Source organism: Aerococcus loyolae (genome assembly GCF_002871915.2).
GTDB lineage: Bacteria > Bacillota > Bacilli > Lactobacillales > Aerococcaceae > Aerococcus > Aerococcus loyolae.
Window position 1 is genome coordinate 710,045 of the sequence record NZ_CP126958.1, and the last position, 19,090, is coordinate 729,134.

Annotated in this window: 13 protein-coding genes and 1 tRNA gene; 12 read left to right on the forward strand and 2 right to left on the reverse strand. The window is 41.8% G+C overall.

Annotated features, from left to right (window positions below; genetic code table 11):
* Window positions 1–86 precede the first annotated feature (86 nt).
* On the forward strand, window positions 87–1,730 hold the full coding sequence (locus tag CJ190_RS03150; RefSeq protein WP_064292336.1) for a G5 domain-containing protein: 1,644 nt from the start codon (window positions 87–89) through the stop codon (window positions 1,728–1,730).
* Between the two features lie 517 nt (window positions 1,731–2,247).
* Here the strand turns inward: CJ190_RS03150 and CJ190_RS03155 are convergent.
* Both CJ190_RS03155 and CJ190_RS03160 read right to left on the reverse strand, forming a co-directional pair.
* Window positions 2,248–2,335: transfer RNA gene (locus CJ190_RS03155), tRNA-Ser, on the reverse strand.
* Between the two features lie 31 nt (window positions 2,336–2,366).
* Window positions 2,367–2,993 (reverse strand): histidine phosphatase family protein, encoded by a 627-nt coding sequence (locus tag CJ190_RS03160; protein ID WP_064292337.1) that lies wholly within the window; start codon window positions 2,991–2,993, stop codon window positions 2,367–2,369.
* Between the two features lie 126 nt (window positions 2,994–3,119).
* Between CJ190_RS03160 and mutS the strand changes: the two genes are divergently transcribed.
* From mutS to xerD, 11 genes are all read left to right on the forward strand, one after another.
* Window positions 3,120–5,708, forward strand: coding sequence for a DNA mismatch repair protein MutS (gene mutS, locus CJ190_RS03165; protein WP_070598018.1), 2,589 nt, complete (start codon window positions 3,120–3,122; stop codon window positions 5,706–5,708).
* 1 nt (window position 5,709) lies between these two features.
* A complete protein-coding gene (gene mutL / locus CJ190_RS03170; RefSeq protein WP_064292339.1) occupies window positions 5,710–7,611 on the forward strand; it encodes a DNA mismatch repair endonuclease MutL in 1,902 nt (633 codons plus the stop codon).
* A gap of 62 nt (window positions 7,612–7,673) precedes the next feature.
* A complete protein-coding gene (gene msrB, locus CJ190_RS03175; protein WP_064292340.1) occupies window positions 7,674–8,111 on the forward strand; it encodes a peptide-methionine (R)-S-oxide reductase MsrB in 438 nt (145 codons plus the stop codon).
* 12 nt (window positions 8,112–8,123) lie between these two features.
* Entirely contained in the window at window positions 8,124–8,732 is a 609-nt protein-coding gene (gene ruvA, locus CJ190_RS03180) for a Holliday junction branch migration protein RuvA (protein WP_064292341.1), read from the forward strand.
* Window positions 8,733–8,751: 19 nt separating this feature from the next.
* Entirely contained in the window at window positions 8,752–9,789 is a 1,038-nt protein-coding gene (gene ruvB / locus CJ190_RS03185; RefSeq protein ID WP_064292342.1) for a Holliday junction branch migration DNA helicase RuvB, read from the forward strand.
* Window positions 9,764–10,822, forward strand: coding sequence for a tRNA preQ1(34) S-adenosylmethionine ribosyltransferase-isomerase QueA (queA, locus tag CJ190_RS03190; protein ID WP_064292343.1), 1,059 nt, complete (start codon window positions 9,764–9,766; stop codon window positions 10,820–10,822). Before ruvB ends, queA begins: the two co-directional genes overlap by 26 nt.
* 88 nt (window positions 10,823–10,910) lie before the next feature.
* Window positions 10,911–14,285 (forward strand): DNA polymerase III subunit alpha, encoded by a 3,375-nt coding sequence (locus CJ190_RS03195; protein WP_064292344.1) that lies wholly within the window; start codon window positions 10,911–10,913, stop codon window positions 14,283–14,285.
* 89 nt (window positions 14,286–14,374) lie between these two features.
* Window positions 14,375–15,361 (forward strand): 6-phosphofructokinase, encoded by a 987-nt coding sequence (gene pfkA, locus CJ190_RS03200; protein ID WP_064292345.1) that lies wholly within the window; start codon window positions 14,375–14,377, stop codon window positions 15,359–15,361.
* Between the two features lie 41 nt (window positions 15,362–15,402).
* Window positions 15,403–17,169: a pyruvate kinase gene (pyk, locus tag CJ190_RS03205; protein WP_064292347.1), complete on the forward strand. Its 1,767-nt coding sequence runs from the start codon at window positions 15,403–15,405 to the stop codon at window positions 17,167–17,169.
* Between the two features lie 134 nt (window positions 17,170–17,303).
* Complete coding sequence (locus CJ190_RS03210; RefSeq protein WP_064293255.1) at window positions 17,304–18,173, forward strand: CvfB family protein; 870 nt, start codon at window positions 17,304–17,306, stop codon at window positions 18,171–18,173.
* A 10-nt stretch (window positions 18,174–18,183) separates the two neighbouring features.
* The gene (xerD, locus tag CJ190_RS03215; protein WP_064293282.1) at window positions 18,184–19,077 is read left to right on the forward strand and encodes a site-specific tyrosine recombinase XerD; all 894 of its coding nucleotides are present in this window, start codon (window positions 18,184–18,186) and stop codon (window positions 19,075–19,077) included.
* Window positions 19,078–19,090 lie beyond the last annotated feature (13 nt).

The window sequence follows — 19,090 nt, forward strand, 5'->3', positions numbered from 1 at the left end:
ATATTTCAAGAAATTATTTTATTTTTATAAATATTTTGTAAAAATATAGTATACTTAGGACATGAGATGAATAAGGAGGAGAATCCATGCAGAATAAAGAAAAGACACTTTCATTTCGTAAATTAAACCTTGGCCTTGCCTCTGTTGCTGTCGCCGCTTTCTTAGCAGCCAATCCTCAAGAGGTCCATGCCCAAGAAAATGGAACTACTAATGTATCTTTGATTACAACATATGCTTCAGCCACTCCAACCAATGAACTTGCAAATGATAGTTATGAAATCCAAGACCCACAGCAAGCTGAAAAAGCTTTGGAAATAATCCGCAATACCCGTAATACTTATTATGATGATGAAACCGTGCCTTTTGAAGGGATCCCACTTAAAAACTATGTGACCCAAAAAGGTTTGACCAAGGAGCAGTATGTCAATGATGTCCGCTATGATCGCATGAATGAAAAGGATGCCTACATCCGGGCGGAAGAAACAGCTATCCATGGAAAAATTGACCATAAGGGACCCGATGGGGTAAGTAAACCACAATATAAAAATAGTAATGCTACACTGGAAAACTTGAGCTGGGGTCGCCCCAATGTCGAAGCTGATATGAAGGCATGGACGAGTGATGAATTACCTGCCTTGAAAGAAGCCAATGGAAAATTTACTGCTAATAACGGTCACCTTTATCAGATTTTAAATCCTAATAATATTTCCTTTGGTTACGGAAGATTTTCAAAATTTGCCCCTGGCGTAGATTCTTCTAAGTTTAAAAACGCCATAGATCCTATTGGCAACTTGACCATATCTCGTCAAGTTGGAGATACTGATTATCCAGCTGGAAAGATTACTGAAACGATACCAACACCAGAAGATCAAAAAAATGAACCTATTCCTTTTGAAGTGGAAAGAATTGAAGATTCAACACTTGAAAAGGGTAAAACCATTGTTAAACAAGAAGGTGAGGATGGTTTAAGAGATTCGAAGGGTGTTGTTATTCGTCAACCAAAAAATAAAATTATTTTAGTCGGTACAAAGGAAGCTGAAAAAACAGAGTCTACAAATCCGGAACCAACCAAGCCAAACCCAGATCCAACATTGGATGAAAAACCAACGACACCAGTTACACCGGACCCACAACCAGAACCAGAACCGGTTCAACCAAAACCGGAAGAAAAGCCAACCCCAAAACCGCAACCAGAACCAGCGAATCCAAATCCAACAAAACCAGAACTAGATCCAGTTCCAGTACAGGATCCTAAGCCAGTTCAACCAACCAACATTACTGAACCAGAACTGACGCCGGACCCAGTCCCAACACCAAAACCTATTGCTCAACCGACAAAACCAACTCTAACCGTACCAAGTACTCCGCTTGTTAGTCCAACTAGCCAAGCTAGCACTGCTGTAGAACCTACACTAGCAACTCCTACAGCTGTTGCTCCAACTAGCGATAGTGATAAGTCAGTGACTGCAGAAGAAGGTTCACAAGATCCAACTTCAGTGACTGCTTCTGGTACAAATGATCCAGTGACTGAAAATCAAAATAAAGATATCAAGACAAATAAAGTCCTAGCCTTAGCTCCTAAGGAAGAAAAATTTTCGACTGCTAAAGCGACCTCTGCACCGGCTACTCATTCTGTTTTACCTAAAACTGGTGTAGTTGCTGCATCTTTTACAGGCTTTGGCCTTGCCTTAGTTGCAGCTGGAGCAACTGTTTTGAAGCGTCGCAAATAAATAGCATGCATTGCTACAGAGCTACAGTCCAAGTTCAAGTAGAGCTTGGGCTTTTTATTATGCATACTAACTTAGAATATTCTAATGTAAAAACTAAGATTTTGAGCCTCTATATGAAGGAGAGCAGACCAGAGTCTTAAATAAGCGCAATAAAAAAAGCGGTTTTAATGACCGCTCTTTCATTCTCTTCTATAAACCCGATAGTGGGGGGAGAAAAAACTTGTACGAGATTTGTACGATTTATTTTGGAATTAACTGTTTTTAAGTAGTCACTACTTATTTTAAAAGTGTTTTTCAATATAGGACAAGAAGGGCAAAAAAGTTATAGAAAAAAGCACCTCTTAAGGTGCTAAAATGCTGATGTGGTGCGAATTTGTGAAATAAAAAAGTTATAGAAAAGTTATATATTTTTGGGTAAAAGTTGGCGATTATTGGAAATTGTTAGGAAATCGAAAATCTTAGAAACGCTGATTTAACAACGATTAGGGGTTATTGGGTATTGTTGGAAATTTGACTACGGAGAAGGTGGGATTCGAACCCACGTGCCGGTTTCCCGACAACTTGATTTCGAGTCAAGCGCGTTACGGCCTCTTCGCTACTTCTCCCGGCTAAACTAAGTTAGCAACAAAGTATATCTTATAACGTTTTGTCCGATTTTGCAAATAAATTTTCACCAGACACTGACATCTCCCGATAAGGTTTCATATTTTCTATAAAGGTGAAGGTGTTGAAATCGTAAACAAAGTGAAAAATTTCGCAGTTTCCGATGCCTGCAACTGGGTCAGGGAGGTAGTCTTTTATAAATTGGTAGATGACTGCTCCGTGGGCGACGGCTAAGACTTGCTGGCTATCCTCTTTAGTCATAATGGTTTGAAGACTCTGATTAATCCGTTGACAAACTTCGCTGGCTCTTTCACCACCATATTGGCAATAGTAATCATCCGTTTTGGGGGCTGACAGGGGCTTAGGCATGAGATCGCGGGATTTCCCCTCTAGTGAACCAAAGCCCCATTCTTTTAACCCAGTGACTGTTTCTGTGGGCATGGGATTGGGACTGCTATATTTTAGAGTTTCTCTGGCCCGGTCAAGTGGTGAGCAGTAGCCATGGGTAAAAGTGATTTCCCGTTCCTTTAGCATATTCCTAGCCAGCTCGGCTTGTCGAATACCTTTTTCAGTTAAAGGGGAATCACACCAGCCCTGTACCCGGTTTTCCAAATTGAATTCTGTTTCGCCGTGGCGCATGAGATATAAGTGCTTTAACATGATTAAATCCTTTCCTAGTTTAGTTTTTATTCTATCACGAATTATTAAGGCTGTGAATTTCACCCTTCGCTTTTCTGTGTTAAAATAGATAAGATTGTAAAAAGTTAAGATTAAAGGATGTAAACAATGGCGAAGAAAAAAACACCAATGATGGAGCAATACTATCAGATCAAAGATCAATATCCCGATGCCTTTCTATTTTTTAGGCTGGGTGATTTTTATGAAATGTTTGATGATGACGCCAAAAAAGCGGCGCAGATTTTAGAAATTACCTTAACGAGCCGAAATCGGAATGCGGATGATCCCATTCCCATGTGTGGTGTTCCCTATCATTCAGCGGACGAATATGTGAAAACCCTAGTCAACCAAGGTTATAAGGTCGCTATCGCTGAACAAATGGAAGACCCTAAACAAGCCAAGGGCATGGTGGACCGCCAGGTGATCAAGGTGATTACTCCGGGAACTTATTACAATTCGAGTGATAAGGAAAATGTCTTTATTTGTGCGATTATACATCAAGGGGAAACCTACGCCTTAGCTTACACTGATATTTCAACAGGCGAGCTGAAAGTGACCCATATGACTGCTTTTGAAATGCTGTTAACAGAATTCTCACAAATTCAAGCCAAGGAAGTCGTCTTTTATCATGAACTGCGTGAAGAAGACTTGGCCCAACTCGAACAGCTTTTTCCTTTTACCAGTTCCTCTATTAATCAGAAAACCCTCGATCAGTTACCAGAAACCGCCTTTGAAAAAATTACTCAAAATATTAAGCATGGTATTGAGCTTAAGGCTCTGCGTGTATTGATGGCTTATGTTTATAGCACCCAGTTTCGAATGGTTAACCATTGGCGGCAAGCGGAATCCTATGAGTTAGACTATTACCTACATATGGACTATTTTGCTAAACGCAATTTAGAATTAACCGAATCGATTCGGACGCAGAAACGTTCGGGAAGTTTGCTGCATTTTCTCGATGAGACTAAAACCGCCATGGGAGGGCGTTTGTTAAGACAATGGCTGGACCGTCCTCTTATTATCCAAGCAACGATTGAAGAGCGCTTAGACCAAGTGGAATCCTTGATCGATGCCTTCTTTGAACGGCGGAATATCCAGGAAAATCTCTCTGGAGTTTACGACTTAGAGCGTTTAGTTGCTAAGATCTCTATGGGGCAGGTCAATGCCCGCGAGCTCCTGCAATTGATGAATTCCTTGAAAAAGGTTCCTCAAGTCTCTGGAAATTTGCAAGTCATCCAAGATAATCAAAGTGATAGACAAGGAACCGACGTCTGGACCAAGCTCCTTAACAGCCTGGCAGCCCTACCAGAAGTGGTTGAAACTATCGAAAGCGCCATTGATCCGGAAGCTAATATATCAATTACTGAAGGTGGCATTATTAGGGATGGCTTTAGTGACCAGCTGGATGACTACCGTCAGGCGATTCGCCACGGATCAGAATGGATTGCTAACCTGCAAGCCAAGGAACGCCAAGTGACCGGGATTAAATCTTTAAAAATTGGCTATAATAAGGTTTTTGGTTATTATATCGAGGTAACCAAGGCCAACCTTCATCTTTTACCAGAAGGGCGTTATGAGAGAAAGCAAACCCTAACCAATGCTGAGCGTTTTATTACCCCAGAACTAAAAGAAATGGAATACCGGATCCTGGAAGCTCAGGAAAAATCCGTAGACCTGGAGTACGAGCTTTTCCTTGAGGTTAGGGAAAAGGTTAAAGTCTACCAAAAAGACTTGCAAGCTATCGCCCAGGCTACTGCCCAGGTGGACGTGATCCAGTCCCTTGCGGAAATTAGCGAACAAAATCAGTATGTGCGTCCTCATTTTAGTGGAGAAGACCGGGCCTTACTGATTAAAGATTCCCGTCACCCAGTGGTTGAAGAAACCTTAGGCCGAGATGATTTTGTCCCTAATGATATCATCATGGATAAGGACACTTCCATTCTATTAATTACCGGACCTAATATGTCAGGAAAATCCACTTACATGCGTCAACTAGGGCTTACCGTGATTATGGCGCAAATGGGAAGTTTTGTACCCGCTAGCCAAGCGACCTTGCCGATTTTTGACCAGATCTTTACCCGGATTGGGGCAACCGATGACTTGCAAGCGGGACAGAGCACCTTTATGGTCGAAATGATGGAAGCTAATCAGGCCATTCAACATGCGACTGACCGGTCCTTGTTACTCTTTGATGAAATTGGGCGGGGGACTTCGACTTATGATGGAATTGCCTTAGCCCAGGCTATTTTGGAGTATTTACACGACCATCTTAAGGCGAAAGTGCTCTTTTCAACCCATTACCATGAACTGACTGACCTGGATAATCACCTGCCAGCCCTTAAGAATATTCATGTTGGCGCCATTGAAAAAGATGGCGAAGTGGTCTTCCTTCATAAGGTTTATGATGGCCCGGCAGATAAGAGCTATGGAATTCATGTTGCTAAACTGGCTGGCTTACCTAAGAGCTTGTTAAGCAATGCAGCTGAGATTTTATCTGACTTGGAGAGTGCAGCGTCTAAAGGGGCCGAGCCTAAGCAGCTTAATCTCTTTGCTGACCAAGAAAATCTCAATCAAAAAACAGCGAGTGAAGATTATGTCTTAGACCAGCTAGATGCTGTTGATATTAATCATTTATCACCCATTGAAGCTTTAGAATTATTGAACCAATTACAAAAGAAACTAAGTGAGGAGGACTAGAATGATCCACGAACTTCCTGAACAAGTTGCTAATCAGATTGCCGCTGGTGAAGTGGTTGAACGGCCGGCTTCTGTGGTAAAAGAGCTCTTAGAAAATGCGATTGATGCCCAGGCGACCAGTATTGATATCAAGATAGAAGAGGCTGGTTTAAAGGCCATTCAAGTGATTGATAACGGTTTAGGGATGAGTGGCGACGATGTGAAGCTGGCCTTTAAACGCCATGCTACTAGTAAAATCTATCATTCACGAGACCTCTTTCGGATCAAAACCTTGGGCTTTCGTGGTGAAGCTCTGCCTTCGATCGCCTCAGTCGCTGAAGTCTCGCTGGAAACCAGTGATGGGAAAGAGGGCTCCTCTATCAGTTTAATAGGGGGCGATGAAGTAGAATACCGCCCTTCGCATTTACGGCAAGGAACGACTATCCAAGTGGAAAATTTATTCTACAATACGCCAGCTCGCTTAAAGCATATTAAACAATTAAGCACAGAACTTTCTCATATTACGGATGTCGTGAACCGTTTAGCCATGGCCCATCCTGATATACGGTTTACTTATACTCACGATGGCAGAGAGCTATTACGAACCAATGGCAAGGGTCGGCTCCAAGAAGTTATCGCTGCTGTTTATGGATTTAAACAGGCCCAAGACATGTTAGTGATTGAGAATGAGGACCATGATTTTCAAATCAGCGGTTATATCTCTAAACCAGAACTTACCCGGGCCTCGCGCAATTACATGTCCCTATTTGTTAACGGTCGCTATATCAAAAATTATGTCCTCAGTCAGGCGATTATCAAGGGCTATGCTTCTAAGTTAATGATTGGTCGTTACCCCATAGCTGTCCTTAATATTTCTACTGATGCCCAATTACTTGATGTTAATGTCCATCCAACCAAACAAGAGATTCGCATCAGTAAAGAAGAAGAACTTTACGACCTCATCCAAAGCAGTGTTCAGGAAAGACTATCTCCCCTAAGAAGGATCCCTGATGTAGGCAAAAAAAATATTACTGAGACAGCTAATTATCAAGCCACCATTGACTTAAAAAGTCAAGAGGATAGCCAGCAACTGCATTTTGACTTCAAGAGTCCAAAAGACCCTGCCGGTAAAGAGTCTTTCCTCGTTAAGGAAGCTGACTATGGTAATCAATGGCAAGATGAAAGAAAGCATGCTGACCAGGAGGCGTATGCTCCCAATGAGAGTCCCTTAAAGAAAGAAAGTCATCCGGGTGATTTTAAGCCAGCATCTAGTCCTAAGCAGCAGGCGGATAAAGGGGAAAAGCAGAGAAACTCAAGTTTTCCACAACTGGACTATGTGGGCCAATTACAGGCTTCTTATTTGGTCTGTTCCGATGAAACCGGAATGTATTTAGTTGACCAGCATGCTGCCCAAGAACGGATTAAATATGAATACTTCCGCGAAGCCATCGGCGATATGGATACAGCCAGCCAGGAATTATTGGTACCCTTAGTCTTAGACTATCCTTCATCAGAAAGTCATGATGTCAGACAGGTCTTAGACCGGATACGGGCCATGGGGATTGGCATTGAAGAATTTGGCCCCAATCAATTTTTAGTCAACTACCATCCCGCTTGGATGGGAAGTGATCAGGTCAATGAGCACATTGATTCTATGATCCAACTAGCCATTGAAAATAAAGATTTTTCGGTCAATACCTACCGAGAAAAAACCGCTATTATGATGTCGTGTCGGCTTTCGATAAAGGCTAATCATTATTTAGATGATCGTCAGGCCCGGCAATTGTTAGATGACCTGACTTACTGTGAGAATCCTTATAATTGCCCCCACGGGCGTCCAGTTTTAATCCATTATTCCAATTATGAAATTGAACGCAGCTTTAAACGGATTCAAGACGCCCATGAAAGTCCTAAGAATCAATAATATAGGGATTATTCGCTAGTTATGATAAAATAAAACAAATTAAAGAAAGAGGAGAGACTGCTATGAATCAAGAAGAAAAAAACGCTCGTTTAAAAGAACTTAGTGACTTAGCTTATGAAGTGACTCAAAATCAAGCCACTGAACGTCCTTTTTCAGGTGACTATGATGAATTTTTTGAAAAGGGAATTTACGTCGATATTGTGGATGGAAAGCCTTTATTCTCTTCTAGTAAAAAATACAATTCTGGTTGTGGTTGGCCGGCTTTTACCCAACCTATCGAAGAGGATGTCGTTAACGAGCACCAAGATACTTCACATGGCATGGTACGTACTGAAGTGCGAAGTCAAGCAGCAGACTCTCATTTGGGACATGTCTTTACTGATGGGCCAAGTGAAGCAGGCGGGTTAAGATATTGTATTAATTCTGCTGCTTTAAAATTTATTCCCTATGAAGAAATGGACCAAGCTGGCTATAGTGACTACAAAAAATATGTGGAGTAATGAGGTTGAGTGATGTACCAATATATCAAGGGATTACTTGTTGATTTAACCAGTGAAGCGGTAGTTGTGGAAGCGGCTGGGATTGCTTATTATATTTATTTTCCTAACCCCTATCGCTTAAGTGATCAAAAAGGCCAGCAGGTGCAGGTCTGGCTCTATCAAGCGGTTAGCCAGGATGCCATACGCCTGTATGGCTTTTTTGATCAGGCCGAGAAACAACTCTTTTTACAATTAATAAGTGTTTCGGGAATCGGTCCTAAGAGTGCTTTATCAATTTTAGCTTATGGGGACCAAGCCGGCTTTATTGCGGCGATTGAATCGGAAAATGTCAAATTCTTAACCAAGTTTCCTGGCGTTGGTAAAAAAACTGCCCAACAGATTATCTTAGACTTACAAAGTAAGCTCAGTCGCCTTAAATCCGAAGCCCTTCCAGCGGAACAAGAAGTCATTTCTGATCAATCAGAGTCAAGTCAGATGATGATTGAATTAGAAGCAGCCCTAAACAGTCTAGGTTACGCTAAGCGGGAGATTGATCAAGTGATCAAAAAAGGCGATTTTTCAGAGGTCGATAATACTGCCGATGCTATCCGGGTCGCCTTAAGATACATAACCTTAAAATAAGTAGTGAGGAGTTATAAGTATGTCTAGTGAAAAAAGGCTTCAAAGTGGTGAAGAATTTTTTGAAGAAGAAGACATGGAAGCTAGCTTAAGGCCGCAACTTCTCAAAGACTACATTGGTCAGGAAGAAACCAAGCACGAACTATCGGTTTATATCCATGCTGCTAGACAGAGGACAGAATCCTTAGACCATGTCTTATTATACGGGCCACCGGGATTAGGAAAAACTACTCTGGCCAATGTCATTAGTAATGAAATGCAGGTCAATATGCAGACCAGTAGCGGTCCAGCCATTGAAAAAACCGGTGATCTTTTAATCTTACTCAACGAACTGGCCCCTGGAGATGTCTTATTTATCGATGAAATCCACCGCCTGCCCCGTAATGTCGAAGAAATGCTCTACAGCGCCATGGAGGACTTTCGTGTTGATATTATTGTTGGCCAAGAGAGTTCAGCCCACGCGGTTCAATTTGATCTGCCTCCATTTACCTTGGTAGGAGCTACGACCAGAGCTGGGAGCTTGTCTGCCCCTTTAAGGGACCGCTTCGGTATCATTCAGCATATGCGCTACTATAAGGTGGATGAATTACAAGAAATCGTCAAGCGGAGTAGTCAAATCTTTGAGGTAACCATTGAAGATGAAGCAAGTTATGAAATTGCTCTACGGTCGCGTGGGACGCCTCGGATTGCCAACCGCTTATTAAAGCGAGTCAGAGACTTTGCTCAAATATACAATACTAATGCAATCATTGATTTAGCAATTACCGAAAGAGCCTTAAGCATTTTAAAAATTGATAAGGCTGGATTAGATGATCTTGACCGGCGCATCTTAGAGACTATTATTTTCTACTATCAAGGTGGCCCGGTAGGCTTATCCACTATTGCGGCTAATTTATCAGAAGAAAAAGAAACCATTGAAGATATGTATGAACCTTATTTAATCCAAATGGGCTTTTTACAACGCACCCCCAGAGGGCGTATGGCCACGGCTAAGGCTTATCAACATTTAGGAATTGATAAAGAGGAGAACAAGGATGACCTTAAAAACGACAGATTTTGATTATGATTTACCAGAAGAACTCATTGCCCAAAGTCCCACTAAGGATCGCTTAAACTGTCGACTTTTATGTTTGAATGCCAGGGATGGTCGCTACCAGGACAAGATGTTTTCAGCTATTGAAGAGGAGTTTGAAGCAGGGGATGTCTTAGTGTTAAATAATACTCGGGTCTTACCAGCCCGTCTCTACGGCGAAAAAGAAGCGACCGGTGGCCACGTTGAAGTATTACTCTTAAACAATGTGGAAGGTGACCTTTGGGAGACCCTGGTAAAACCAGGACGACGCTTGAAAGCAGGGACTATGATTAGTTTTGGAGATGGGCGTCTCAAGGCTGAAATCAAAGAAACGCTTGACTATGGTGGTGGTCGCCTGCTGGAATTTTATTATGACGGGATTTTCTTAGAAATTTTAGAGAGTCTAGGAGAGATGCCCCTGCCACCTTACATTAAGAACAAATTAACTGATCCGGACCGCTATCAAACGGTCTATGCCAAGGTGAATGGTTCGGCAGCAGCCCCGACAGCGGGTTTACACTTTACTGAGGACTATCTAAAGAGATTACAGGAAAAAGGGGTTAAGATTGCTTATCTGACCCTCCATGTCGGTTTGGGAACTTTTCGACCAGTGAATGAAGAAGATCTTAGTGACCACCAAATGCATTCAGAGTTTTATCGCTTAGATCCAGAAAATGCAGAAATAATTAGTCAAGCCCAAGCTAATGGTCACCATGTCATTGCCTGCGGAACAACCTGTATTCGTACCTTAGAAACGATTGGTCAAAAATTTGATGGCCAAGTAAAAGCAGATTCTGGCTGGACTGATATTTTCATTTATCCAGGTTTTAAATTTACTGTGGTGGACCATTTCATTACCAACTTCCATTTACCTAAGTCAACCCTAGTGATGTTGGTGGCTGCTTTTGCCGGAAGAGACCATGTGCTTAAAGCCTATCACCATGCGGTCGAGGAGAAGTATCAATTCTTTTCTTTTGGTGATGCTATGTTCGTCCGTGGCCCCCAATACATAGAAAAATAAGTGTCTTTACCATCAGTAAGCGGTGACTATATGTAAATAATCTGGCCAAACTGATGGTTTTTATCTTGTTAAAAGGAGTTGGTCTATCGTGTTTACGCCCTTAAATGTGAATACATCCTATACGCTTTTAAAGAGTCCCATGTCGGTAAAGGATTACGTCGAAGCGGCCAAAGCCTTAGGTTATCAAAACTTAGCGATTAGTGATATCAATGTGATGTATGGGGTAATTGATTTTTATAATTATTGTAGGCATTATGACATCAATCCCTTAATTGGAATGACCGTTTCAATTCAACATCCTGACCAGCATGACCAAGAAGAGTGGCTGATTTATGCGAAAAATGATCAAGGTTACCGCTCTCTTATGCGCTTAAGTTCTTTAATTAAAAGCCAAGAGCTAGTTGATTATCAGGCGGTTAGAGACTTTATTTTTAACAACCACCAAGATTGGATTACTATTTTAGAAGCTAATAATGGCCTGCATATGCATTTTCTCAAGCAACAGCGCCAAGAAGAGGCAGCCGCCTCCTTAGATAAATTACGGGAAATCTTCAGGGATTCTGACTTATATATGGGTATTGATGAATCTTATCTCTACCATCAAGAAGCTTTAGAAGATCTTGCTAAGAAAAGTCAGATCCCCTTGATTGCCCAGTCAAAGTTGGCTTATTTGTCAACAAATGATGTCTTTACCCAGGAAGTATTAGCTGCTATTGAAGCCAATCAACCCCTAGATAATTACCGTGAAAAAGCTGGGGCAGAAGGACAGTTTTATTTAAGGAGTCTAGCTTCTTACCAAGAATCCTACCAAAACAAGGGACTAGCTAAGGCTTTTGCCCAAGTTTCAGAGGCTTTTGATGGGGTTCATTTAGACATTCAGTTTGACCAAGCGCTTTTGCCCAAGTATCCTATTGAATCGGGAAAAAGTAGTAAGGAATTTCTCAAAGATATCGCCTATCAGGGCCTGTCTAAGCGGGTGGGTAATGAGCAAAGCTACCGGGAGCGCTTAGATTACGAACTTTCCATTATTGATCAAATGGGCTTCAATGATTACTTTCTCATTGTTTGGGATGTGATGGATTATGCCCATAAGAAACATATTATGACCGGACCAGGCCGGGGATCTGCTGCGGGTTCCTTGGTGGCTTATTGTCTTTTTATTACCGATGTTGATCCTATAAGGAATCATTTACTTTTTGAGCGTTTTCTTAATCCTGAACGCCAGTCGATGCCGGATATTGATTTGGACTTTCCTGATGATAAGCGCCAGGATATTTTGAATTATGTCTATAACAAATATGGTAGTGACCACGTAGCTCAAATTTCTACCTTTGGTACCTTTGCTGCCCGCAAGGCCATCAGGGACGTCGGTAATGCTTTTAATAAGAGTCAAGCGACTATGAGTCGTTGGGCCAATACCATCAGCTCGCAAAATCAGACTCTTGAAGAAGCTTATCAAAGTTCCAGCCAACTCCAACACTATATAGCAGAAGAGGAGGATGGCCAGCTCTGGTTTCAGACCGCTAAAAAGATTGAAGGCTTGCCTCGCCACGTCTCTACCCATGCGGCAGGGGTTATTCTCAGTGACCAAGACTTGACCGATTTTATCCCCTTACAGGCTGCCCTTAATCATTCCATTCACCAGTCCCAATACACCATGCATGAAATTGAACGGATTGGTTTATTAAAAATTGACTTTTTGAGTTTAAGTAACTTAACGATTTTAGCCAATAGTGTCAGAGCAGCGGAAAAAATCAGCAAAAGACGCCTACGCCCTATAGACTTTCCTCGTAATGATCAATCGGTCTATCGTGTCTTTAGTCAAGCCAATACGCTAGGAGTCTTTCAATTTGAGTCTAATGGTATTCGTCGTGTCTTGAGGCGGGTTAAACCCAGTTCAATGGCGGACCTAGCAGCAGTAAATGCACTCTACCGGCCAGGGCCCATGCAACAAATTAATCACTTTGTCAATCGTAAACATGGTAAGGAGCCGATTACTTACCCCCATCCAGACTTAGAAGGTATCTTGAAGGAAACTTATGGCATCATTGTCTACCAGGAACAAGTCATGCAAGTTGCCCAAAAAATTGCTGGATTTTCTTTGGGAGAAGCTGATATCTTACGGCGGACGATCAGTAAGAAAGATAAGGCAACCATGGACCGCTTACAGGCGAAATTTATCCGCCAAGCAGTCGCTAAGGGCTACAGCCAAAGCGTTGCCCAAAAGATTTACTCCTACATTGAAGCTTTTGCTGATTATGGATTTAACAAGTCACATGCTTATGCTTATTCCTATTTAGCTTATGAGATGGCCTGGCTAAAGGTTCATTATCCGGCGGCTTTTTACTATGGAAATCTCTTGCAACATAAGATTTATGAGACTAAGGGTCAGCAATTAACTTATGAGGCTGGTCTTTGTCAGGTTAAGCTCCAACTCCCCGATGTAAACCGATCCTTTACAACCATGCAGGTAGTTGATGACCAGCATATTTTACTCGGCCTAACTGATATTCGTGGCTTGATGCGGAACTTTACCACAGCCATTGTCCAGGAACGCCTCAATGGGGGGCAGTATCGCTCATTGGGAGACTTTATCCAACGCCTTCCAAAAAACTATTTAAAGGTAGAAAATCTGGAAAAATTGGCGTTTGCGGGAGCCTTGGACAGTTTTGGCTATAACCGCCGCACCTTAGTAGAAGAGGCTCTGCCAAAGTTACAAGAAGCGGTGAACTTATTTGGCGGAAGCAATAACCAGCAACTTTCCTTGTTCAATCAGGAGAATCGCGAGCTTTATGCTCCTGAAATTAAGCAATTGAATGAATATGATGAACGCCTTCTTTTGGAAGGGGAGCAAGAAACCCTAGGTCAGTCCATTAGCGTTGAATTATACAGTGACTATCGTCCTTACTACCAAAGTGGTCAGATTCACCCCATCAATAAGCTAAGCGATAAAAGTCAGGTGACGATTATTGGAGAAATTGTCAAGGTGAAAAGAATTCAAACTAAGAAGAACCAGCCCATGGCTTTCTTAACTTTGCGTGATGAGCATAGTGAAGTCGAGGTGATTGCTTTTCCTAAAGCTTATATTGATTTTGCTGCCTACATAAGGGAAGGTCAGCAAGTCCTTGTCCAAGGCAAGACTCAGACTAGGAAACAGGGCTTGCAAGTGGTTTTAGACCAGTGTCAACCCTTAAATAATCAATTGCTCACTGAATTGGAAAGGAAACGGCTGAACTCGATTCAATCAATAACTATTCGCGTGGCAAGTAGTCAGCTGGCTAGTGAGAAAAAAGCAGACCTCCTTGCTCTTATCAACCAGTATCATGGCAGAGTTAAATTAACTTTCGCCATGACCAAAGAACAGAAAAAATATCAATTGGGTGAGCGCTTTGCTGTTCAAGCCCGCCCCGAAGTCATTCAGGAATTAAGAAAAATTTACGGCTCTGAGAATGTTCTTTATTAATGAAATCGTTTTAATAGGAAAACCCTTAGTAATCAGCTTAGAAACATGATATTATATGACGTGAAGGGAAAAGAAAGGATAAGATTTATATGGCAAAAAAAATTGCGGTCTTAACAAGCGGTGGCGATGCTCCCGGCATGAATGCTGCGATCCGCGCAATCGTACGTAAGATCATTTTTGATGGTAACGAAGCTTATGGGGTACGTTATGGATTCCGTGGCTTAGCAGATGGAGATATTTTCCAAATGACTGCTGCTGATGTTTCCACCCTATCTTCGCGTGGCGGAACGATTCTGTTTACAGCCCGCTACCCTGAATTTGCAGAGGAAGAAGGGCAACTCAAAGCCTTAGAACAATTAAAACGTCATGAAATTGACGGATTGGTTGTCATTGGCGGAGACGGATCCTACCAAGGGGCTTTAGCCCTGTCACGACGTGGCTTCCCAACGGTTGGTATTCCTGGAACAATCGATAATGATATTCCTGGTACTGACTTTACCATCGGTTTTGATACGGCATGTAACACTGCCCTAGAAGCTTTGGATAAGTTAAGAGATACCGCCAAAAGCCACATGCGGACTTTTGTGGTTGAAGTCATGGGGCGGCATGCCGGAGATATTGCTTTATGGTCTGGAATTGGATGTGGTGCTGACCAAGTGATTATTCCAGAAATTAATTTTGATATCCAAGAGGTCGTTGACCAAATTAATCAAGGACGTGAAAAGGGTAAGAAGCATACCCTCATTGTTTTAGCTGAAGGCGTTATGCCAGGCTATAAATTTGCTGATTTACTGGATGAATATGGAAATTACCACATTCGGACCACAGTATTAGGTCACGTTCAACGTGGAGGATCACCAAGTGCTAAAGACCGTATGTTAGCAACTTCTTTAGGACATGCAGCGGTTGAAGCTTTAAGCAAGGGGCAATCTGGAGTATGTATGGGCATTGTAGATAACAAAATTGTCTATACCGATATTGAGAATGCCCTAGAGAAAAAAGACGACCGTCAAAAACGTAATACGCTCAATAAATATCTCTATGATCTTAACCAAGAAACCTCAGTTTGGTCTTAAAAATAAAAGGAGAAAATGAAATGCCATTTGATATGAAATTATTGAAGAAAACCAAAGTTGTATGTACGATTGGACCTGCTTCAGAAGATCCAGAAACCCTAGTCGAACTGGCTAAAGCAGGTATGGACGTTGCCCGGATGAACTTTTCTCACGGTGACCACGATGAACACTTAGCCCGCATCAAAGCGATTCGTCAAGTGGAACGTGAAGCTGGAAAACGGATTGCGGTTATGCTAGATACCAAGGGCCCTGAAATTCGTACCCATAACATGAAGGACCATGCTCCGGTTTTCTTAGAAAAGGGTAAAACCGTTAAAATTTCTATGACTGAAGTTGAAGGAACCCAAGACATGATTTCAGTCACTTATCCTCAATTAATTAATGATGTTCATGTTGATTCTCATATTCTCATTGATGATGGTTTAGTTGATTTACGTGTTACTGACATTGACTTTGATAAGGGAATTGTTACCACTGTTGTGGAAAATAGTGGTTTAATCAAAGACAAGAAGGGGGTTAATATCCCTGGCGTTTCCGTATCCCTACCTGGTATCACTGAAAAAGATGAAGCCGACATTCGTTTTGGTCTAGAAAATGGAATTGACATTATCGCTGCTTCCTTTGTTCGTAAGCCAGAAGATGTTTTAGAAATTCGCGAAATTTTAGAAGAAACGGGTAATGAAACCGTTCAAATTATCCCTAAAATTGAAACCCAAGAAGGGGTAGACAATATTGACGGGATTTTGCAAGTTTCTGATGGTTTAATGGTTGCTCGTGGTGACTTAGGGGTAGAAATTCCAACTGAAATGGTGCCAGTTGTTCAAAAAGAATTAATCCGCAAGTGTAATGCGGCTGGTAAACCAGTTATTACTGCTACCCAAATGTTAGATTCTATGCAACGCAACCCACGGCCAACTCGGGCTGAAGCTTCTGACGTTGCTAATGCCATTCTAGACGGTACCGATGCGATTATGTTATCCGGTGAAACAGCTGCTGGTGACTATCCACTTGAAGCCGTTAAGACCATGACTCGTATCGCTATGACTACTGAACGTGAAAGTGAATTACGCGGTCAAGCTCAACAAGCCCTTAAAGAATATCAAAACAGTGATGTTTCTGAAGCCATTGCCCAATCTGTTGCCCATACAGCTCGCAATTTGAATATTCAAACCATCGTTGCTGCAACAAATTCAGGTCATACTGCCCGTTTAATTTCTAAGTACCGTCCTAATGCCATGATCTTAGCGCTTACCTTCTCTGAAAGTCGTGCGCATAAGTTATTACTTAGCCGTGGCGTGGTACCAATGGTCATTGAAAAACCAGCATCTACCGATGAAATGACCTTACTTGCCACCCAAATTGCCAAAGAAGAAGACTACGCTAAAGATGGCGACCTTATCCTTATTACAGCTGGGGTACCGGTTGGTGAAACAGGGACTACCAACTTAATGAAGATTCAAATGATCGGTGAACGTTTAATTGAAGCTCAAGGGCTAGGAAATCAATCAGTCATTGGACACGTGGTTAAAGCTCAAAGCCCAGAAGAAGCCATTGAAAAAGCTAACCATGACAACATCTTAGTGGTATCCACAACTGATGAACGTTATAATGAAGCCATTAAGAAGGCAGGGGCTGTTATTGTAGAAAATGCAACCCTAACTAGCCATGCTGCTGTAATGAGTGTCAATACTGGAACACCAGTTATCGTTAATGCTAAAGATGCGACGAACATTCTTGAAGAAGGCCAATTGATTACCTTGGATGCACGTCGCGGTATGGTTTATGATGGTGCCACAACCACTATCTAAGCTTGAACGAGACGAAGTCAGTGCCTATTAGGTACTGGCTTTTTTATTTTTCCTTATCAGCATTCTGGCAATTCATTTTGGGAAGGCCATGTCTATGCTATACTTAAAGAAATCGATATGAAGGAGACCAGTAAATGAAAGAACTAGCTAGTGTAGTCTCTGCTAGAGTGAGTGACTATAATGCAAAGAATTATTATGTCCAGTTCGAGGGGAAGACCTTTGAACTAAATCCCAGCGATAAGATAAAATCACTGAATATTGGACAAGAAATCCCAGTGTTTATCTATACTAATCAAAAAAATCAAGCCAAAGCGACTCTAGATTTTCCCAAGAGTCGACAAAATACCTATGGTTGGGCTGAGGTTACCCAAGTCCGCCATGATCTAGGTGTCTTTTTAGACATTGGCCTTCCAGATAAGGATATGGTCTTGTCTATGGATGAGTTACCTAGTGAAACAGGGCTTTGGCCTAAAAAAGGCGATAAGCTTTATGTGAAATTATCCGTAGATCGCAAGGACCGGCAATGGGCTAACCTAGCCGATTCTGTGGTTGTCCAGTCCTTAACTAGTAAAGTTAAGGGAAATGAAAAGCGTTGGGTCAATCAAGTCAAAAAAGCCCGGGTCTACCAGTGTAAATTAAATGGGAGCCACTTGATCACAGAGGATTATTACTTGGCTTTTATCCACCCTAGTGAATGGGAAGTAGAACCTCGCTTAGGAGAAGAAGTAGAAGCTCGGGTTATTGGTATCGGTCAAAATGCTAATCTTAACTTATCCCTCAAGCCGCGTGCTTTCGAAGTGATCAATGATGATGCCGAAATGATTTATCAAGTCTTAAAACGTACCCCTGAGGGCTTTTTGCCTTATAACGATAAGAGTGATCCTAATGATATCAGGTCAGCCTTTAATATTTCCAAGGCTCAGTTTAAACGTGCACTAGGACACCTGATGAAAAATCAGCGCATTGAACAAAATGAAAATGGGATAACTTTAAAGGATAAGTGATTTTTTGACTATCAGTGATTTGATTGAGGATTTTTTAATTGCTTTACGGGTAGAGCAAGGGCTTTCGGAAAATACCATTAAAACCTACCACAATGTCTTAAATCAATTTCAATTGGCTTTGTCTGAAGTGGGAATTGAGGATATTCAAGCCGTTAAACGCCAAGATGTTATCCAACAGCTGGAAAAGTTAAACCAAAAGGGTCGAGCAGTCTCAACCATGAGTCAATATTTATCGACCCTACGCCATTTCTTTAAATATTTGATTTTAGACTCAGTGATTGAAGAAAATCCGGTAGAAAATATCTCCTTGCCTAAGAAGAAACAGCAGCTCCCTCAAGTGCTAAGTATTGAAGAAGTTGATCGTTTGTTAGAAATTCCGGATGTCAATACGACCCTTGGCTTGCGAGACCGGAGCTTATTAGAGTTACTTTATGCAAGTGGACTGCGGGTGAGTGAATTGGTTCACTTAAAAATGAGTGACTTTCACGAAGACCTAGGCTTTCTCCAAACGATTGGTAAGGGTAACAAGGAGCGCATTATTCCTCTAGGAGAAGTGGCCAAAGATTGGCTACAGATTTATCTCAAAGAAAGTCGTCCCAAACTCTTGAAGGAAAATGATCAATCTCAAGGAATGATTTATTTGAACCATCATGGACGCCCCCTTAGTCGGCAAGGCGTTTGGAAGAAGCTCAAGCAATATATCCAAGCTGCTGGGATAACAAAAGAAGTCAGCCCCCATACCTTGCGTCACTCATTTGCCACGCATTTATTGGAAAATGGGGCAGACTTAAGAGTGGTTCAAGAACTTTTGGGCCATGCTGATATTTCTACCACGCAAATTTATACCCACATCCATTCGCAACATATGCGCGAAATTTATAAAAAGACATTTCCAAGGGCATAGAAAAAGAGGTTGG

What these genes read in the sequence shown, in the direction of transcription:
- msrB (WP_064292340.1), top strand. Translation starts at nt 7,674, where the DNA reads ATGAATCAAGAAGAAAAAAACGCTCGTTTAAAAGAACTTAGTGACTTA.
- CJ190_RS03160 (WP_064292337.1), bottom strand. Translation starts at nt 2,993, where the DNA reads ATGTTAAAGCACTTATATCTCATGCGCCACGGCGAAACAGAATTCAAT.
- CJ190_RS03210 (WP_064293255.1), top strand. Translation starts at nt 17,304, where the DNA reads ATGAAAGAACTAGCTAGTGTAGTCTCTGCTAGAGTGAGTGACTATAAT.
- ruvA (WP_064292341.1), top strand. Translation starts at nt 8,124, where the DNA reads ATGTACCAATATATCAAGGGATTACTTGTTGATTTAACCAGTGAAGCG.
- CJ190_RS03150 (WP_064292336.1), top strand. Translation starts at nt 87, where the DNA reads ATGCAGAATAAAGAAAAGACACTTTCATTTCGTAAATTAAACCTTGGC.
- mutS (WP_070598018.1), top strand. Translation starts at nt 3,120, where the DNA reads ATGGCGAAGAAAAAAACACCAATGATGGAGCAATACTATCAGATCAAA.
- ruvB (WP_064292342.1), top strand. Translation starts at nt 8,752, where the DNA reads ATGTCTAGTGAAAAAAGGCTTCAAAGTGGTGAAGAATTTTTTGAAGAA.
- mutL (WP_064292339.1), top strand. Translation starts at nt 5,710, where the DNA reads ATGATCCACGAACTTCCTGAACAAGTTGCTAATCAGATTGCCGCTGGT.
- queA (WP_064292343.1), top strand. Translation starts at nt 9,764, where the DNA reads ATGACCTTAAAAACGACAGATTTTGATTATGATTTACCAGAAGAACTC.
- pfkA (WP_064292345.1), top strand. Translation starts at nt 14,375, where the DNA reads ATGGCAAAAAAAATTGCGGTCTTAACAAGCGGTGGCGATGCTCCCGGC.